The sequence below is a fragment of the uncultured Roseibium sp. genome, from assembly GCF_947499295.1.
GTDB lineage: Bacteria > Pseudomonadota > Alphaproteobacteria > Rhizobiales > Stappiaceae > Roseibium.
Genome location: NZ_CANMNP010000006.1, coordinates 205,479 through 222,783, shown reverse-complemented (window position 1 = coordinate 222,783; position 17,305 = coordinate 205,479). Strand labels below are relative to the sequence as shown.

Sequence of the window (17,305 nt, the reverse complement as noted above, 5' to 3'; positions counted from 1 at the left end):
CATCGGCGACAACCCGGATGGAGGCATGTGATGAAGCACTCAATCAATCGCCGCACAATGCTGACCATCGTCGCAGGAGCATCGCTTTGTGCAAACCTGCAGGTAACTGCTGCACGAACTCGCACCATAGACGGCACGCTCAGGTATCGTGACAAGAAAATCATCCCGAAAGGCCAAGTCGAAGTCTTTCTCAAAGGAAGTGATGCGAATGCGGACCCAGACACTGTCAAAACGCTGCTAACCAGCGATGGCTCTTCGCAATACATCACCTTTTCCCTGGAGCTGCCCGCCGGCACCCAAATCTCGAAAGTTTCTCAGATTGTCGCCCGGCTGGAGCGTGAAGACGGTTGGCTGCTGGCACGCGGCAGCGCCAGCCTGACGGTGCAGACACCCGTCAACATCACACTCAACACAGTCATGTATTGAACGACAGGTCATTCAGGTGTGGAATGATGCTCTCTTGCGTTGCGTTTGCGGGCTGCGGCTTGCTCTTTTCAGCGCCAGATCAGTCTGACCGGAGCCCCAGTTTTTGGAGCAACCTGTCCCGTTTCATCAGCCACCAGCCTGACTCGATTGGCCACATCTCAAATGAGGTATCATCGCCAAGAGTTTCGGCGCTGCGCAAAGGCCAATTGGGGTCGTCCAGCAGCTCTCTTGCAAGGGCAATCATGTCTGCCTTCCCTTCCCGGAGGATGTCCTCGCAAGCTTGCGGGTTCCATAAGAATCCCACTGCCATCGTCGCAATGTCCGCCTCTTTGCGCACCTTCTCGGCAAATGGTGTCTGGAACCCCTCCTCGATCTTCATTCGGCGCGGACGTTCTTTGCCGCCAATACCACCCGTCGAGCAATCGATGAGATCGACGCCAGCTTTCGAAAGCGCGATTGCGGTCCTGACCGTATCTTCGGCTTCCAGACCTCCTTCAAGCCAGTCGGTAGCCGACAGGCGGAATGCCAAGGGGTAATCTTCCGGCCAATGGGCGCGAATTGACTTCGCGACTTCGACCGCGAACCTTGTCCGGTTTTCAGCAGAGCCGCCCCAACGGTCGGTGCGGCGGTTTGAAATCGGAGACAGGAACTGATGGACGAGGAAGCCATGGGCCGCATAAACCTCGATCATCTTGAACCCTGCCTTGTGAGCCCTTTCAGCTGCCTCGCCAAACGATTGGACAATGCGCTGAATGTCCTCTTCGGTCAGTTCATCTGGTTCTGGCCATCCGTCTGCGTAGGGGATCGCGGAAGGTGCGCAAGCCCGCCACGGATCTTCGCCTCTTTCGGTGCTGTCTTCCTGGTCAACCGGCGTTTCGCCATGCCAGGGGCGTTTTTCCGAGGCCTTCCGGCCGGCATGGCTCAGCTGAATACCCGGTATTGCACCTTCTTTGCTGATAAACTCTGCAATAGGTTTGAGGGCGTCGATCTGAGTATCGTTCCAGAGACCGAGGTCGCCATGCGTGCGCCTCCCGTCCTTCTCCACGGCAGTTGCCTCGGCATAAACCAATCCGGCCCCACCGAGGGCGAACCGGCCAAGATGCACCATGTGCCAATCGTTCGCATGGCCATCGACCGCCCGGTACTGGCTCATGGGAGAGACGGCGATCCGGTTTTTGAAAATGACGTCACGAAGCTTGAATGAGGTGAAAAGTTTCGACATGCATGTCTCCGCCGCGGTCCGATTGTCACCGAGAGCTACCGGGCACTTCCGGCAACCTCAACCAGCTTGAGCAGAATCCGTCTTGAAATAAAGTTCACTTTTTTGACAGGTTGCAGAAGGGTTTAAGCTTGTATTGCGTAAAAAACAGCGCCCCCTGAGCGGCGAAGGTTCTGAAGAACCCGTCGCCCCGGCAGTGGAAACTGCGCCATCTGATCAGGCGGACTTGATCCCATAATTGGCGACTGCCCCAAGAACCTCGTCGATTTGTTCCTCCGACAGAATATGGGGTTTGCCAACCGATTGACTGACGATATAGGCATGTGCCAGGACTTCCAGCTCTTCCATACGCCAGAGCGCCTTTTCCAGTGTCTCGCCAACGACAACGGCCCCGTGATTTGCCATCAGGCAGCCGTGACGGGAGGTCATCGCACCTGTGACATGTTCGGACAATTCGTCGCTCCCAAAAAGCGCATAGTCCGCAAGCGGCACTGTATTGCCACCGAAAATCGCAACCATGTAGTGACATGCGGGAATGGCCATGCGGTTGATGGACAACGCGGTACAGTGAACCGGATGAGCATGAACAACAGCATGCATATCGGGCTTGTTGCGCAGAAGTGCCTGATGAAACTGCCACTCGGTCGACGGCGGGAAAGGTCCCTTGGCCTTCCCTTTGCCCTGGATGGGAACCGTCGCCAGCATATCTGGTGTCATCCTGTCATAAGGAACACCGGAGGGGGTAATGATCATCTTCTTGCCGGCACGAACGGATATGTTACCCGATGTGCCCTGGTTGATGCCCCGCCGGTTCATCTCCTTGCTGGTATCGATGATCGCCTGCCTGAGTTTATTCGTGTCCTTGTAAGGTGCCTTAAGCATTTTCCGCCGCCAGTTTGAGCAAATCCGCCGCCGTGCTTGAGCATGTGGCGATATGAGTGGCGTATCCGCCGCGAATGGCCGCCAGCATGGGCTCGGCCCGATCCGGACCTGACCCGACCAGCAGGCCCATATCCTTGTTGCGCATCTGATCAAGCGTAACGGCAATCATGCGATCTTCGATGTCCCGATTGAGGCCCTGGCCGTTGTGGTCAATCAGCCTGCCGCATATGACGCCAATGGCACCTTGTGCCGCACAGGCATCAATATCCGCCCTGTCCAAAAGGCCCGTGTGAACCACATGGCTGTCGTCACCACAGGTTCCGCAGGCGAAAATCGTCTTGTTGCAATTCGCGACGGCCCGCAGCTGCGCTTCGATAACCGGCTCCTGCCGTAGCCTTTCAACCAGATCCTTGCTCGACAAGACCAGGGGCACATGCAGGTTGACGCAGTGGGCGCCATAGCGTCTGGCGAGCGTCGCCGAACAGGTTTCAGCTGCGAAACCGAGAGCCGCAGGGCGGGACCCGACAAGTTGGACGACAGTCAGGTTCTCCATGGAAATGCGCGGTGCCGCCTCAGCCACCCTGTAAACCGTCTCGCCCCAGGCAACACCGAGCCGGTCACCCGGCTCCAAAAGCCATGGAAGCCAGTCAGCGACAACACGGGTCACCCGCTCCAGCGATTTTTCGGCACCGTCAGGTGACGATGGAATGACCACGGCATCACGAAGACCGAACCGGTCGACAAGGCGTCGCGCCAAATCCTGATTTCGAAAGACATCCGTGTCGAGAGATATGCGCACATAGTCCCGCTTGCGGGCTTCAGCCAGATAATTGACAACCGTCGCCCGGGAAATACCCAGCCGTTCGGCGATCTCGTTCTGGTTCATGCCGTCCTGATAGTAGCACCAGGTAACCTCAACGATTGCGTCTTCCTGTGGGCGTGCACGTGCTGACTGGCCGCGGGTCCCGCTCCTGCCGTCCGTTGGCCGGGACTTGGACGGGCTTGGGCTCATGCTCTCTTGGCGACCTGCGCAAGATCTGGAAACAATTCCGCAAGCCCTTCAGCGCTTGCCTCGCAAATCCCCCGTTCGGTGATGAGGCCTGTCACCAGATGGTTCGGTGTCACATCAAACGCCGGATTGCCGCCTGCAGTCCCGATCGGAGTGACTTGCACCTGGCCGATGCTCCCCTCCTCCGTCAGGCCCTGTACATGGGTTACTTCCCGTTCCATGCGTTCTTCGATCGGAATTTCGGCGACACCGTCATCAACGGTCCAGTCGATTGTGGGCGATGGCAGGGCGACATAAAACGGGACATTGTTGGCCTGTGCGGCAAGTGCCTTCAGGTAGGTTCCGATCTTGTTGCAAACGTCCCCTCTACGCGTGGTGCGGTCCGTTCCTGTAATTACCAGATCCACCATTCCATGCTGCATCAAGTGACCACCGGCATTGTCGGTGATGTAGGTGTGCGGAATGCCGTGACTCCCGAGTTCCCACGACGTCAATGCACCCTGATTGCGTGGACGTGTCTCGTCGACCCACACGTGAATTGCGATGTTTTCGTCATGTGCCTGATACATGGGGCTCGTCGCTGTGCCCCAGTCCACGGTTGCGATCCAGCCGGCATTGCAATGGGTCAGGATGCGCACGGGATCTCCATCCCGTTTGCCGGCTGCTATCTTGCGAATGATTTCAAGACCGTGCTGACCTATGCGGTGGTTGATGTCCACATCCTCGTCCGAAATCTCATGTGCAAGCCGCAATGCAGACGCGGAGCGCTCGTTTTCAGGCAGGGCCTTCAAAGCAGTTCGGCACCGATTGAGCGCCCATCGAAGGTTGATGGCAGTCGGCCGCGTCTTGTCCAGAAACGCCCAGGCACTGTCAAGATTTGCATCGGAAGGATCAGTCGCTGCAGCAAGGGCCATGCCATAGGCAGCCGTGGCCCCGATCAGCGGCGCACCACGCACACGCATTTCGACAATCGCATCGGCAAAATCTTGAAGCGTTTCAACATGCTGCACCCGAAACTCGTGAGGCAGCCAGCGCTGATCGATTATTTGCAGCGCGCCTTTGTCCTCATCCCACCAAAGCGAGCGGTAGTGGGTTCCGTTGACCTTCATAGGATGTCCTTCTTGTTGACTTGGCGTGCAAGCGTCAGCAAAGCGTCCAGCGAGCCACACTTCCCGGCATTGAGGATCAGTTCCGCGCCCATATGTAGGTTCCGAGCTTCCAGTGCCGCCTTGAGACCGTTGTCTTCGATCTCTTCGAAATCCGCGTTATGCGCCAGCGACAATGTCCTGCGATGCATTTCGATCCCGCAGAACCCGAGCGCTTCCGTCCAGATTTCCAAGAGGAGGTCGGCACATGAATCGGCTGACTTTTGTCCCTGCCCCTCGAATAACGCTTCGGGATAAAGCATTCCCGTTCGTTCGCTCTGCCACAGATGCGTGAACTCTTTTTCAAACGTATCGACGATCTCCTCGACCACAGTCAGGAGCCATTCCTGATAATCGTCCAGATCGTCTTTTGTCCTGTGCGCCGGTTGGCTGAAATAGGCCATGAAGAAGTTCGCAAGCAGCATCCCGATATCGAACCCCATCGGTCCGTACTGAACAAATTCCGGATCGATAACGCGGCTTTCGGTATCGGTTGACATGATCGACCCGCTGTGAAGATCGCCATGCACCATCGTCTCGGTGTTGGAGGCGAATTTCATCAGGTGGCGCTGCACCTTTGCTTTCAGCTTGGCATCTGATCGCAAACCGGCAACCACAGGACCCAAAGCATCCGTATGGTGGTTCATCTCGGCTTCATAGTAGGGATCAGTGAAGACCAGAGCTTCGGTAATCGCCGGTATTTCAACATTACCGGCAAATAGTCCGACATCTTTTTTCTTGTCGGCGCTCTTCATGGACAGTTCGGACCCGCGGAAAGCCGTCCGTGCACAGAACTTTCCCAGAAAATTGCCAAGGCCTGCAACCTTGTCGCCATCGATCAGCTTTCGACGCAGGATCTTGTGCGGCGACAAGAACTCCATGACGATCAGCGCTTGCGTTTCATCAAAATGATGGACAGCCGGTACCGAGCCAGGGTCGCGTTCGGCTTGTCGTACCAGGGCGTGATTTTCAAAGAAGGCCCGGTAGAGCGGCAATGGCCAGCTGTCGCCGACGAGGCGCACATATGGCAATGCCTGCTTGACGACGACGGATCCATTCGGGCCCTCAACGATGAAAACCAAATTCAGATTGCCGTCGCCAACTTCACGCACTGTCCAGAGAGCGGGATCTGATCCGACGCGTTTTGCCACAACGTCGATCGATGCAAGACGGGTTCCGAGCGTCTCCGGCGTTAACGGTCGATACTGGTCAGGCGTGTCCATGACTGCAAATTTTCCTCTCTTTTCCGTCCCGATAATGATCAAGATTATTCAAAAGTCAACCAGGTTGACAAATGACTATTTTGCATGCTGTAACTCTATTAAAGGGAATAAAAGCCCTGCAAAATTTTGGGAGGAACGGTGCAAAACGTCACCTGCAAACTCCGCGGTCTGGAAAAGTCCTTCGGACAAAATCACGTCCTGAAGGGCATTGATCTGGATTTGCGGTCCGGAGAAGTTACGGCATTGATGGGAGCCAATGGCGCGGGCAAATCCACGCTCGTGAAAGTGTTGTGCGGCTATCATTTCGCTGATAGCGGCGACATTGAGCTTGGCGGCGAACCCTTTTCACCGACAGACGCGGCCGATGCCATATCCAAGGGTGTTGTTACGGTTCACCAGTCGATCGACGACGGCGTGATCCCGGACCTGGACGTGGCGACGAACCTGACTCTCGACCGGTTGACCGAGCCCGGTGTCGGATTGTTTGTCAACGACAGGAAACTGAGAGCAAAGGCACGCGAAGTCGCCGAAAGCATGGGCCTGACCATGGACGTTCGCATGCGTGTTGCCGATCTGGATGTTGCCGACAGGCAGATGATCGCAATCGCTCGCGCCATGGCCCGCTCACCAAAACTGCTTATTTTGGACGAACCCACATCGTCCCTTTCGTCATCGGAGGCTGAGCGCCTCTTTGCCCTGATTGATAGACTGCGAGCGGAAGGGGTGGCGATCTTGTATATTTCCCACCGCATGTCCGACATTCGGCGTATCGCCGACAGGATTGTCACAATGCGCGATGGCGCGATCTCGGGCCTCTTCGAAACTGAACCTCTCGATTATGTCGGTGCGGTCAATGCGATGCTTGGACATCAGATGACCGAAGTGGACATCGATCCAGTACAGGGTGGACGCCCGGTCCTTCAGATTAAAAACCTGAAACTGTTCGAAGACAGCCGGCCGATCGACTTCGAAGCGCGAGAGGGCGAGATTGTCGCCTTTACCGGATTGCTCGGATCCGGAAAGACCCAACTGGCAGAAATCATCTATGGGCTGTCAAAGCCTTCCGGCGGCAGTCTCCTGCTGGATGGCAAGGAATATCTGCCGACGGGTGCAGGCGACGCGGTTTTAAAAGGCGTCTTCATGTCGCCCAAGGACCGTAGCGTGAACGCTGTCGTGCCCGACTTTGATATCGCCAACAACATGACGGTGCCATTTCTTGGCGCCTTCAGCCGATTTTCGTTTCTGGGCGACAAAGCGCAACGCAAAGCAACCGATGACATGATCGATAGGATCGGAGTAGTTTGCCAGTCCAATTTCGACGGCATCGACACTTTGTCCGGCGGCAATCAGCAAAAGGTCATGATTGGCCGCTGGTTGCTCAAGGCCTCTCGCATTCTGCTACTCGATGAGCCTTTCCAGGGTGTCGATATTGGTGCGAGGCGCGACATCGGAAGGTATATCCGGCAAACAGCTCAGAACCGAACAACGCTCGTCTTTGTCGCTGAAATCGACGAGGCCCTGGAAATCGCGGACCGGATCGTCGTCCTGAACGAGGCGGCAATCGCCGGCGAATACATCAACAAGAATATCGACTTGAACAGCCTGGTTGCGGATGTGTCCGGCCCCGGTGAGCGGCTGGCTCTCGCAGGATGAAATTTGGAAAATGAACAAGAACGCACTCGATTTCGCTATCAAATACGGCTTCCTGATCCTGCTGGGCGGGCTTGCGCTTTTCTTCTCGATCTACGCGAGCGGATTTGCCAGCCCGCGCTCGGCTGTCTTTATTTTGCAGTCGGTAGCCATAACAGGCATCCTGGCACTCGGTGTCACCTGTACTCTGGTCGTAGGCGGTTTTGACCTTTCTATCGGCTCGGTCGCGACTTCTGCCTTGATGCTATCTGCTTATACGATGGTCATCCTCGAACAATCGGCCTTTGTCGCTGTCGCACTCTGTCTCATCATGGGGGCACTCGTCGGATTGGTGAATGGCCTTTTGATCGTCAAGATGCGTGTGCCTGATCTTCTGGCCACCCTTGGCATGATGTTCCTTCTGATTGGCCTTCAGCGCATTCCAACACAGGGCAATTCCATTGCGACCGGAATGAGCCTCGAGAACGGATCTGTTGCCGAAGGCACATTTTCCGCGGCTTTTCTCTGGCTCGGCCGTCATCGGTTCGATCTGTTCCTGGACAGGCTCGTGCCTGTGCCCGTCGTCGTCTTTCTGCTGATCGCTCTCTTGATCTGGCTGTTTCTCGGATACACTAGGCATGGACGCCTGATGTATGCGATCGGTTCCAATGAAAGAGCAGCCGGTCTGGTCGGAACAAATGTCCACCGCTACAAGATTGTTGCCTACATGATTTCCGGAATGCTGGCCTCGGTTGGCGGAATTCTGCTCGCAGCGCGTCTCGGCCGCGGCGACATCGCATCGGGCAACAACCTGCTGCTCGACAGCGTGGCCGCCGCCCTGATCGGCTTTGCGGTTCTCGGCGCGGCTCGCCCGAACGCATTCGGCACGGCTGCAGGTGCGCTCTTTGTCGGCATTCTTCTTCAGGGTCTGACCATGATGAATGCCCCTTACTACATGCAGGATTTCGTCAAGGGAGCTGTGCTGGTCGCAGCCCTGGTCTTTACTTTCTACCTGTCATCGCGACGCGGAGGCAGGAGAACTGCGTGACGCCCGCCGGGCGCCGTTCATATTGGGAGGAAACAATATGCTCAGACGTGAATTCATGAAGCTCGCCATGGTGGCTGGCCTGGGTCTTGGCAGCGGCAGCGCGCTTGCAGCCGACATGCCCGCACCATTCGACAAACCTGAGGACGTGAAGATCGCACTGGTCCGCTATCTTTCAACAGGCGACTTCTTCCAATCCTATCTCTCGGGCGTGGAAAAGCAGGCCGAAGCCCTCGGTGTCGATCTGCGCGTCTTTGACAGCCGCCAGGATGCGGCCCTTCAGGCGGATATGGTCGATCAGGCAATCGCCCTCGGCGTTGACGGGATCGTCATTCAACACGGTTTGACGGAGTCCATGAAACCGGCCGCCCAACGGGCCGTCGATGCAGGCATAAAGGTTGTCGCTTTTGATGTGAATGTCGAAAACGACTCCATCCCACAGGTTGAGCAGTCAGACTATCTGCTTGGAAAAATGGCACTCGAGCAGGCGATCAAGGACAATGGCGACAGCTTCACGGCTGGCTATGTCTACGTGCCTGGCATCGCCCCCCTTGATCGGCGGGACGTTGCCTGGAAGGAAGTCAAGAAGGACAATCCGGGCATCAAGGAAGCTGCGATGTTCGGCACGCTCGACAATCCGATTGCCAACTCGGTTGCCAATCAGGCGCGCTCTGTGCTGCAGGCCAACCCGACCATCAATGTTGTCTTCGCACCCTATGACGAGTTTGCGAAGGGTGTGAAAATCGCCGTTGATGAGGCAGGCCTCAGCCAGGACATCAAAATCTATTCAGCGGATGTCTCCACTGCCGATATCTCCGCCATGCGTGAGCCGGACTCTGCCTGGGCCGCAACGGTTGCCACCAACCCGGCCGTCGTTGGCGAGGTCAGCGTACGCACGCTTGCGCTTATGCTTGCCGGAGAAGATCCGGGCAAGCAGGTAATCGTTCCGCCGACATTGATCACGCAGTCCTTCCTGAACGAGCAGGATGTGCGCAACATGGAAGACCTCGGTGAGAAGATGCCGCAGTTCCAACATGCTGACGTTTCCGTTGCTGAGTGGATCCCGCTTCCTGCGCGATAGGTCCGATCAAACCAGTTGGAAAGAGCCCGGCAACGCGTTGCCGGGCTTTTTTTGTGAAGCAGTTCACACATAATCCTTGGCTGGCATCTTGAAATCCGAACATATTGGAATTCCTATGAGGTCCGGGATGTTGTAATCCGCTCCCCCTTATCGGCGTTCATTCCGGCAAGTAGGACAATTGGCCAAGCTTAAAGACATTGCTGAAATTGTCGGCACCTCGATCGCAACGGTATCCAGGGTTCTGAACAGGGATGCCACGATCTCCGTGTCACCGCAGACCCGCGCACGTATTGTCGCCGTTGCGGAAGAACTCGACTACAAGCCGTTGAAGGAACGCCGGAACACATCCGCCTCTGGACGAATGTCTTTTCGCCCGAAAGTTTCAGAAATATACCTCGAACTTGGAGAGCGCTGGAAGCACGTCTCGGAAGGATCTTATTATTCAAGACTGAAAAACGGCGTCGAGAGCCGGTGTCTTGAGCTAGATGTCCACGTGGTAACTGTTAAGTGCCTCTATCCGGAGCTTTTCCAGCCTGACGGCAAAACGCGGGGCGCCATTGTCGTAGGACAAGGGTCTGGGATCCACCGACAGGCACGGGACTTTTGGCAAAATCTGATCGTATTTGCTGATTTCTTGCCCGAGGAACCCGATTTTGACAGCGTCGGGCACGATCTTTACTCCGCCACCGAACAGCTCATGACCGGATTGACGTCCAAAGGCTATCGCAGAATTGGTTTCATCGGTGGGTGCTCGCTCGGAGAACATCCTGAGATTTATGAAGCACGATTTGAAGCTTATAAGGACTGGCTGGGGACAAAGGATTCTTTCGACAGAACTCTCGTCTCTCTGGCAGGCAACACGACGGATAACGGTCTTGAATGTACGCGTGAGTTGCTTGCCGTGGAACCGAGACCTGATGCCATTGTGGCTTGCACCGACGACATGGCGGTTGGAGCCTACAAGGCCGTCCGGGATGCCGGTCTGAAAATCGCGCAGGACGTAGCGGTGGTCGGGTTCAACGACAACCCTGCTTCGGAGCTTTTGGACCCGGCCCTGGCAAGCGTTAGGCTCGCGCCGGAGGAGATCGGAACTTCTGCAGTCAATCAGCTGCTGGAACGGCTTTCAGGACGCGACATCGCCAAGAAAGTCGTCATTCAGGCTCCGATAATCTGGCGGAATAGTGTGAAGTAAAACTCTCATCAAAAATTTTAGTAAAATTTTACTAAACAGACACTCGGTGCCGTCCCATTCTTGTCGAACTTGAGGATTGCAATAGCCGTCCCACTGGCAATCGCCCCCTCAGGTAGTTCCGGTTGGGTGGATCCAATGGCGCGTCCGCCCGACCGGACCCACGTTTTCCGCCGGACAGGACCACCAATGCCCAAGAAACTGAATTTCTGTGAAGACTGGACCTTCGTCGCAGGTTTTGAGCCGCAAATGGCAGGTCAACACCTCGACGGCGACACGGTGAGATTGCCGCATACCGCCATTGAATTGCCGTTCGACTATTTCGACGAACGCTCCTATCAAAAACCCTTCACCTATCAAAAGAAGCTGCAATGGTCCGACTCCTTTCAAGACAAGGAGATCAATCTCGTTTTTGACGGTGTCATGGCGAATGCATCGGTCTTTTTGAACGGGGTGCACGTTGCCGGACACAAGGACGGTTACACGCCTTTTGAAGTCCGGCTGACAGAGGCATTTCGCGACGGCGAATGCCTGATCACCGTATGCGTGGATGGATCGGAAAATCCGGACATCCCACCCTTTGGCGGCCGTATCGATTACCTGACCTATGCCGGCATCTATCGCGAAGCCTGGCTGCAAATTGCTGACAGTATCTCGATCAAGACAGTGAAGATCGAGACGCAAGACACACTGAGCGAAGCACCCGGTGTTTTTGCCAGGATCTGGTTGAGCAATCCTGCTCAAACGGCGGTCAACGGTCAGCTTCATGGGGAACTGATCTCCCCTGACGGCGAATTCATTGCGGCGAGCACTACAGACATTGTTGCCGACCAGATTGCTGCTCTGGCGTTCGAGAATCTAAAAAACATATCGCTATGGGACCTGGACAATCCTGCCCTCTATACGCTTCGCCTTGCAATGCGCGCAGATGGTTCAAAAGACACTTTCGAAACAGTCTTTGGCTTCCGCACGGCAGAATTCACACCGGCGGGCTTCCTCATCAACGGCAGGAAGGTGAAGCTGATCGGATTGAACCGGCACCAGTCGTTTCCCTATTCCGGTTACGCACAAGGGCGCGCTTCACAGGAACGCGATGCCGAACTGCTGAAGGAAGAGTTGGGCTGCAATATCGTCAGAACCTCTCACTACCCACAATCGCCATGGTTCCTGGATCATTGCGACAGGATCGGACTTCTGGTTCTGGAGGAAATACCCGGCTGGCAGCATATTGGCGGCGAGACCTGGAAAGACGAAGCTGTTCAAAATGTGCGGCGCATGATCGAGCGGGACTGGAACCATCCCTCCATCGTACTCTGGGGTGTCCGCATCAATGAATCTGCTGACGACGACGCCTTTTATCAACGCACCAATGCGCTTGCCCGGGAACTGGACAGGACAAGACAGACGGGTGGAATTCGCAAAGATACCGAAAGTTCGTTGCTTGAAGATGTCTATACATTCAACGATTTCGTTCTGGGATCGTTTGAAGATCCTCGTGTCAATCGTCCGCGAACGCCGCTGAGAGACCGGAAGGAAACCACGGGACTCGTGAAACCGGTGCCCTACCTCGTGACCGAATATAATGGTCACATGTATCCCACCAAGATATTCGATCAGGAACAGCGGCAAATAGAGCACGTTACCCGGCACCTTGAAATTCTGAACGCTGCTTATGGTGACGATGCCGTTTCAGGCTGCATTGGCTGGTGCATGTTCGATTACAACACACATCAGGATTTCGGATCGGGCGACAGGGTTTGCTATCACGGTGTCATGACGATGTTTCGGGAAATGAAGCTTGCAGGTTACGCCTATGCAAGCCAGACCAGCCCGAACCGCAAGGTGATATTGGAGCCTGTCAGTATATGGGCGCGTGGTGAACGCAACATTGGCGGCACACTTCCGCTTATGGTGTTATCGAACTGCGATGAAATCAGAATGACCTATTCCAATGGCAACAGCTTCGAGATCTTCCGCGACACAGTAAACTTTCCACATTTGCCGCATCCACCGTTCTGCCTAGAACTGAGTACGGAAGCAGAAGACGCACTCGGGGTCTGGGGGCATGACTGGCCGGATGTCGAATTTACAGGCTACTTAAATGGCGAGCCGGTCGTAACGCGGAATTTTGTCGCCAACCCTCTGGCAACGGAGTTGCGTCTGGAACCTGATCGGATGACGCTCAATCCGGACCACAATGAAACGCGTGTTCTGACAAAGGCTCTGGACCAGGTCGGCAATCCGCTCACCTTCTTGAATGACAGCGTTTCCATCGAACTCGATGGACCGATTGAACTCATCGGGCCCGAAAAGGTCGCCCTGAGAGGTGGTGGCACCGGCTTCTGGGTGCGTGCGCAGTCAGGTAAGAAGGGGAACGCACATATCAGTGTGAAAACGTCCAGGTTTCCCGAAAAGAGGCTCACTCTTCAGGTCGAGTAGCCCTGCCCGTATCCCCGATCGACAACTTGCTGCTACTCAATCGTCGAAATAGTCCGAGTGCCGTATCTCAAGGTCAGCCAGGACTTTCAAGATGGAGGAGAAATGCAATTCGCCAAAACGCACCGCTTCAGTAAGGTCCCGGGCGCAAATTGCTTCAAAAATCCGCGCATGTTCGTCCTTTAGAAATCCAAGATGGTTCTTGTCCCTGAGCGACAAAACACGCAGACGGTCGAGAACCATCTTTTCTTTCTCCAGCACCTGTGCGGCGCGTGGAAATCCCGTTGCTTCGGCAAGTTCAAGGTGAAATGCGTCGTCCAGGTTTCCAAAGACGACTGCATCGCCAATGGCGACAGCATCTTCCTGCGCTTTCAGGTTTTGAAGCAAGCGATCGTGGGACGCACTGGGCAAACCGCCCGAGGCCAGGCGGCGAATATTCGCCATCTCAAGGGCTTCCCGCAAATAGCGGGCTTCCAGGATTTTTTCTTTGTTGAGCCTGGAAATAAAATTGCCTCGGCTGGGATAAGTGACCACCAGCCCCGCCTCGCGAAGGCGCATGAAAGCTTCTCGAACGGGGGTCCGGCTGGCCCCGAATTTTGCTGCAATTTCGGCTTCGGAGACAATGCACCCGGGCCGTAGATCCATATTCAGGATGGCGTGTTTTATTGATCCGAAGATCTGATCGCCCGCTGGTTTGGAAGCGTCAATACGCTTGAATTCCAAGTCCGTGCGTGCCGGACTATTGGCACTTGTCGTCATAGTTTTTCGACCAAATTGATACAGGAAAATTCCGGATTCTTACCTACCGGTATACCGGTACACGCATCTATTTACAACCGGTATACCGGTGTGCTAGTTGATAAATAAAGGTGGTCGAGAAGGTCCTAATGAGTATGCAAGTAGCCTTGGTCGGACTTGGTATGGTGGCGCAGACCCACGCACGCGCCATTGCCGCTACAAACGGCAGGGTCTCATTGCGAGGCGTTCTATCGCGCAGCAAAAAAAGCGCCGAGGCATTCTTGACCGAAGCATCCGGTTTTCTACCTGCAGCGCCGAAGATCTACGCCGACCTTCGGGAATTGGTGTCCGATAAGGACCTGGATTTTGTGATTGTCTGTACACCGCCAAATGCTCGGTCAGACATGGTCGCAACGCTTGCCGATCGCGGCCTGCCAATCCTTATGGAAAAACCGATTGAGCGGACATATGAGGCCGCTGAAGACATTGTCAGGCGCTGTGAGACCGCGGGCGTTCCACTCGGCATCGTCTTCCAGCATCGCATGCGCGCTTCAGCAAAGCAGCTGGACAACGTTCTGAAACAAGGAACATTGGGAGAGATCGCCCTGGTGGAGATCACGGTTCCCTGGTGGCGAGCGCAATCCTACTACGACGAACCCGGTCGAGGGACCTACCAGCGCGATGGCGGGGGCGTGCTCATTTCCCAGGCGATCCACACACTGGATCTTGCCTTGTCCTTAACCGGTCCAGTCATTGAGGTTCAGGCAATGGCAGCAAAGACCTCCCTTCACGATCTGGAAGCAGAAGATTTTGTCAGCGCCGGACTGCGATTTGACAATGGCGCAGTCGGCTCTCTCGTTGCCAGCACGGCAAGTTTCCCTGGTGGTGCGGAATCGATCACACTTCATTGCCAGCATGGATCGGCGGCCCTGAAATCCGGCCGACTGGAGATCCTCATGCATGATGGCAGCGTCGAGACTTTAGGCGAGGAAAGTGCGACGGGCGGAGGAGCCGATCCGATGGCATTTACCCACGAATGGCACCAGGCAGTGATCGAGGATATGGCCGATGCAATTGCCGACAAGCGTGCACCGAAATGCAGCGGCCGCGAAGCCTTGCGGGTGCACCGGTTGATCCAGGCTCTGATCCAGTCCGCATCGCAAAAGTCAGCCGTAGCAATCCCCCAATTGGAGCACTGAATGTCAAAACCCCTCAAGTTCGCCGCGTTGGGAATTGATCACCGGCACATTTTTGGAATGTCGGAGAACATGAAGCTGGCTGGGGCAGAGTTCACATCCTGGTGGACACTGGGAAAGCCTGAAACCCATGAAGGCTTCGCCAAACGTTTTCCGGATGTACCGATGGTCGAGAACCGGGAAGACATTTTCAATGACCCTGCGATCGACCTCGTGCTGATTGCATCGGTGCCTTCGCAACGCGCGGAGTTGGCGATTGCTGCGATGGAGGCCGGCAAGGACGTCATGGTCGACAAACCCGGCTGCACGACGCTGGAACAACTGGATGCGATCAAAAGCTGTGTTGAACGGACCGGCCGCATCTGGTCAGTGAACTTTTCTGAGCGGTTCGAAGTGGCAAGTGTTACGCGCGCCGCGGAATTGGTTCAGGAAGGCGCCATCGGCAAGGTGGTTCAAACGCTTGGCATGGGACCGCATCGACTGAACGAAGCCTCTCGGCCCGAATGGTTTTTCGAGCGTGACAGCTATGGCGGCATCCTGACGGATATAGCATCGCATCAAATCGACCAGTTTCTGTACTTCACCGGTTCAGCGGATGCCGAGATCACCGCTGCAAGCGTTGCTAACTACGCCAATCCGCACCGCCCAGGGCTCCAGGACTTCGGCGAAATCGTTCTGCGAAGTTCCCAGGGACACGGTTACATTCGAGTGGACTGGTATACACCCGACGCACTCCCGACCTGGGGTGATGGCAGACTGACGATTTTGGGAACCCAAGGCTATCTTGAGCTCCGTAAATATGTCGACGTGGCCGGAAAACCCGGCATTGATCACTTGTTCCTGGTGAACGGCACACGGTGCGAAAAGATCGACTGCTCACAAGCCGGGTTACCCTACTTTCAGCGACTTACCGACGACATCAACAACCGTTCGGAAACCGCGATGTCCCAAACCCACGCTTTCAAGGTTATGGAGCTTGGCCTTAAGGCGCAACTCATCGCCGAAGACCGAGGTCAGTCATGATCCGGGTCGCGATCATTGGTGCGGGTATTGGCCGTGCCCATCTGGAGGGGTATCGCGCCCTGCCAGAGAGATATTCCGTCAAAGTCATGTGCGATCTGGACATTGAACGTGCGACAGACGTTGTCGCCGGCACCAACGTCCAGGTGGAGGCGGATCTGTCCAGGGTGATGGCCGATCCTGAAATCGATCTGGTGGATGTCTGTCTACCGCCACACCTTCACTATCCGGTCGTCATGCAGGCCCTGGAAGCCGGCAAGCATGTGGTCTGTGAAAAACCGCTGGTCACCTCGCTCAAGGAAGCCGACGAGCTGGTGGCTGCCGCTAGAAAGGCAAACCGCCGCCTGACCCCGGTTTTCCAGTATCGCTTCGGTCCGGGCATGGCAAAACTCAAGGCTTTGATCGATGCCGGGCTTGCGGGCAAGCCTTATGCCGCAAGTCTTGAAACACACTGGGATAGGGATGAGGCCTATTACGCTGTCCCCTGGCGCGGGACCTGGGACGGTGAAAACGGCGGTGCGGTTCTTGGTCACGCCATTCACAATCATGATCTGCTCACAACTGTCATGGGCGCTCCCGCGCGGGTCAACGCCTCGGTTGCGACGCGTGTGAACGACATCGAAGTGGAAGATTGCGCTGCAATTTCATTCCAGATGGTCAATGGCAGCGTAGCAACCAGTTCGATCACACTTGGTGCGTCGACAAACACCAGCCGCATTCGGTTCTGCTTTGAAGGCCTGACGGCCGAAAGTGGCAGCGAACCCTATGCGCCTGCCGAAGGCGAATGGACATTCGTCGCCCGTGCGCCCATCACGCAATCGGAAGTCGATGATGTCCTTTCCAGGGTGCAGGACGGACTTTCCGGGTTCGCCGGCTTTTTTGAAGCTCTGGCGGACGCACTGGAAAAAGGCGGCACACTTGCCGTAAGCGCTGAAGACGGGCGACAATCCATTGAGCTTGTCAGCGCGATTTACCAGGCAGCACGCGAGAACAGGTCCATAAGCCTGCCGCTGACTGCCGACAACGAACTTTATTCAGGCTGGAAGCCAAAACAGCTGACCTGAATA

General features: G+C 55.7%; 15 protein-coding genes. 9 read left to right on the top strand and 6 right to left on the bottom strand.

Features of this window, described 5'->3' with window-relative positions; all coding sequences use genetic code 11:
* The first annotated feature begins 30 nt into the window (after window positions 1-30).
* Window positions 31-426, top strand: coding sequence for a hypothetical protein (locus Q0835_RS12270; RefSeq protein ID WP_298961502.1), 396 nt, complete (start codon window positions 31-33; stop codon window positions 424-426).
* Between the two features lie 79 nt (window positions 427-505).
* Here the strand turns inward: Q0835_RS12270 and Q0835_RS12265 are convergent, their stop codons facing one another.
* From Q0835_RS12265 to mtnK, 5 genes are all read right to left on the bottom strand, one after another.
* Entirely contained in the window at window positions 506-1,648 is a 1,143-nt protein-coding gene (locus tag Q0835_RS12265; RefSeq protein WP_298961499.1) for an NADH:flavin oxidoreductase/NADH oxidase, read from the bottom strand.
* A 213-nt stretch (window positions 1,649-1,861) separates the two neighbouring features.
* Entirely contained in the window at window positions 1,862-2,527 is a 666-nt protein-coding gene (locus Q0835_RS12260; RefSeq protein WP_298961496.1) for a class II aldolase/adducin family protein, read from the bottom strand.
* Window positions 2,520-3,539, bottom strand: a complete 1,020-nt coding sequence (locus Q0835_RS12255) for a sugar-binding transcriptional regulator (RefSeq protein ID WP_298961494.1) — start codon at window positions 3,537-3,539, stop codon at window positions 2,520-2,522. Before Q0835_RS12255 ends, Q0835_RS12260 begins: the two co-directional genes overlap by 8 nt.
* Window positions 3,536-4,645 carry an S-methyl-5-thioribose-1-phosphate isomerase gene (gene mtnA, locus Q0835_RS12250; RefSeq protein ID WP_298812912.1) on the bottom strand — a complete coding sequence of 370 codons (1,110 nt, stop codon included), beginning with the start codon at window positions 4,643-4,645 and terminating at the stop codon, window positions 3,536-3,538. Before mtnA ends, Q0835_RS12255 begins: the two co-directional genes overlap by 4 nt.
* Window positions 4,642-5,904 (bottom strand): S-methyl-5-thioribose kinase, encoded by a 1,263-nt coding sequence (gene mtnK / locus Q0835_RS12245; protein WP_298961492.1) that lies wholly within the window; start codon window positions 5,902-5,904, stop codon window positions 4,642-4,644. Before mtnK ends, mtnA begins: the two co-directional genes overlap by 4 nt.
* Window positions 5,905-6,042: 138 nt before the next feature.
* On the opposite strand from mtnK, the gene Q0835_RS12240 reads away from it, so the two are divergent.
* From Q0835_RS12240 to Q0835_RS12220, 5 genes are all read left to right on the top strand, one after another.
* Entirely contained in the window at window positions 6,043-7,557 is a 1,515-nt protein-coding gene (locus Q0835_RS12240; RefSeq protein ID WP_298961489.1) for a sugar ABC transporter ATP-binding protein, read from the top strand.
* Between the two features lie 10 nt (window positions 7,558-7,567).
* Entirely contained in the window at window positions 7,568-8,581 is a 1,014-nt protein-coding gene (locus Q0835_RS12235) for an ABC transporter permease (protein WP_298812921.1), read from the top strand.
* Between the two features lie 55 nt (window positions 8,582-8,636).
* Entirely contained in the window at window positions 8,637-9,659 is a 1,023-nt protein-coding gene (locus Q0835_RS12230; protein WP_298961624.1) for a substrate-binding domain-containing protein, read from the top strand.
* 178 nt (window positions 9,660-9,837) lie between these two features.
* Window positions 9,838-10,851 (top strand): LacI family DNA-binding transcriptional regulator, encoded by a 1,014-nt coding sequence (locus Q0835_RS12225; RefSeq protein WP_298961486.1) that lies wholly within the window; start codon window positions 9,838-9,840, stop codon window positions 10,849-10,851.
* Window positions 10,852-10,986: 135 nt separating this feature from the next.
* Window positions 10,987-13,287: a glycoside hydrolase family 2 TIM barrel-domain containing protein gene (locus Q0835_RS12220; RefSeq protein ID WP_298961484.1), complete on the top strand. Its 2,301-nt coding sequence runs from the start codon at window positions 10,987-10,989 to the stop codon at window positions 13,285-13,287.
* Between the two features lie 36 nt (window positions 13,288-13,323).
* On the opposite strand, the gene Q0835_RS12215 is transcribed toward Q0835_RS12220, so the two are convergent.
* Window positions 13,324-14,043, bottom strand: a complete 720-nt coding sequence (locus Q0835_RS12215) for a GntR family transcriptional regulator (protein WP_298812926.1) — start codon at window positions 14,041-14,043, stop codon at window positions 13,324-13,326.
* Between the two features lie 128 nt (window positions 14,044-14,171).
* On the opposite strand from Q0835_RS12215, the gene Q0835_RS12210 reads away from it, so the two are divergent.
* Genes Q0835_RS12210 through Q0835_RS12200 form a run of 3 tightly spaced genes read left to right on the top strand, consistent with a single transcriptional unit; the run spans window position 14,172 to window position 17,302 of the window.
* Complete coding sequence (locus Q0835_RS12210; protein WP_298961481.1) at window positions 14,172-15,221, top strand: Gfo/Idh/MocA family oxidoreductase; 1,050 nt, start codon at window positions 14,172-14,174, stop codon at window positions 15,219-15,221.
* Window positions 15,222-16,241 (top strand): Gfo/Idh/MocA family oxidoreductase, encoded by a 1,020-nt coding sequence (locus Q0835_RS12205; protein WP_298961478.1) that lies wholly within the window; start codon window positions 15,222-15,224, stop codon window positions 16,239-16,241. It begins immediately after the preceding gene.
* Window positions 16,238-17,302, top strand: a complete 1,065-nt coding sequence (locus Q0835_RS12200; protein WP_298961475.1) for a Gfo/Idh/MocA family oxidoreductase — start codon at window positions 16,238-16,240, stop codon at window positions 17,300-17,302. Before Q0835_RS12205 ends, Q0835_RS12200 begins: the two co-directional genes overlap by 4 nt.
* Window positions 17,303-17,305 lie beyond the last annotated feature (3 nt).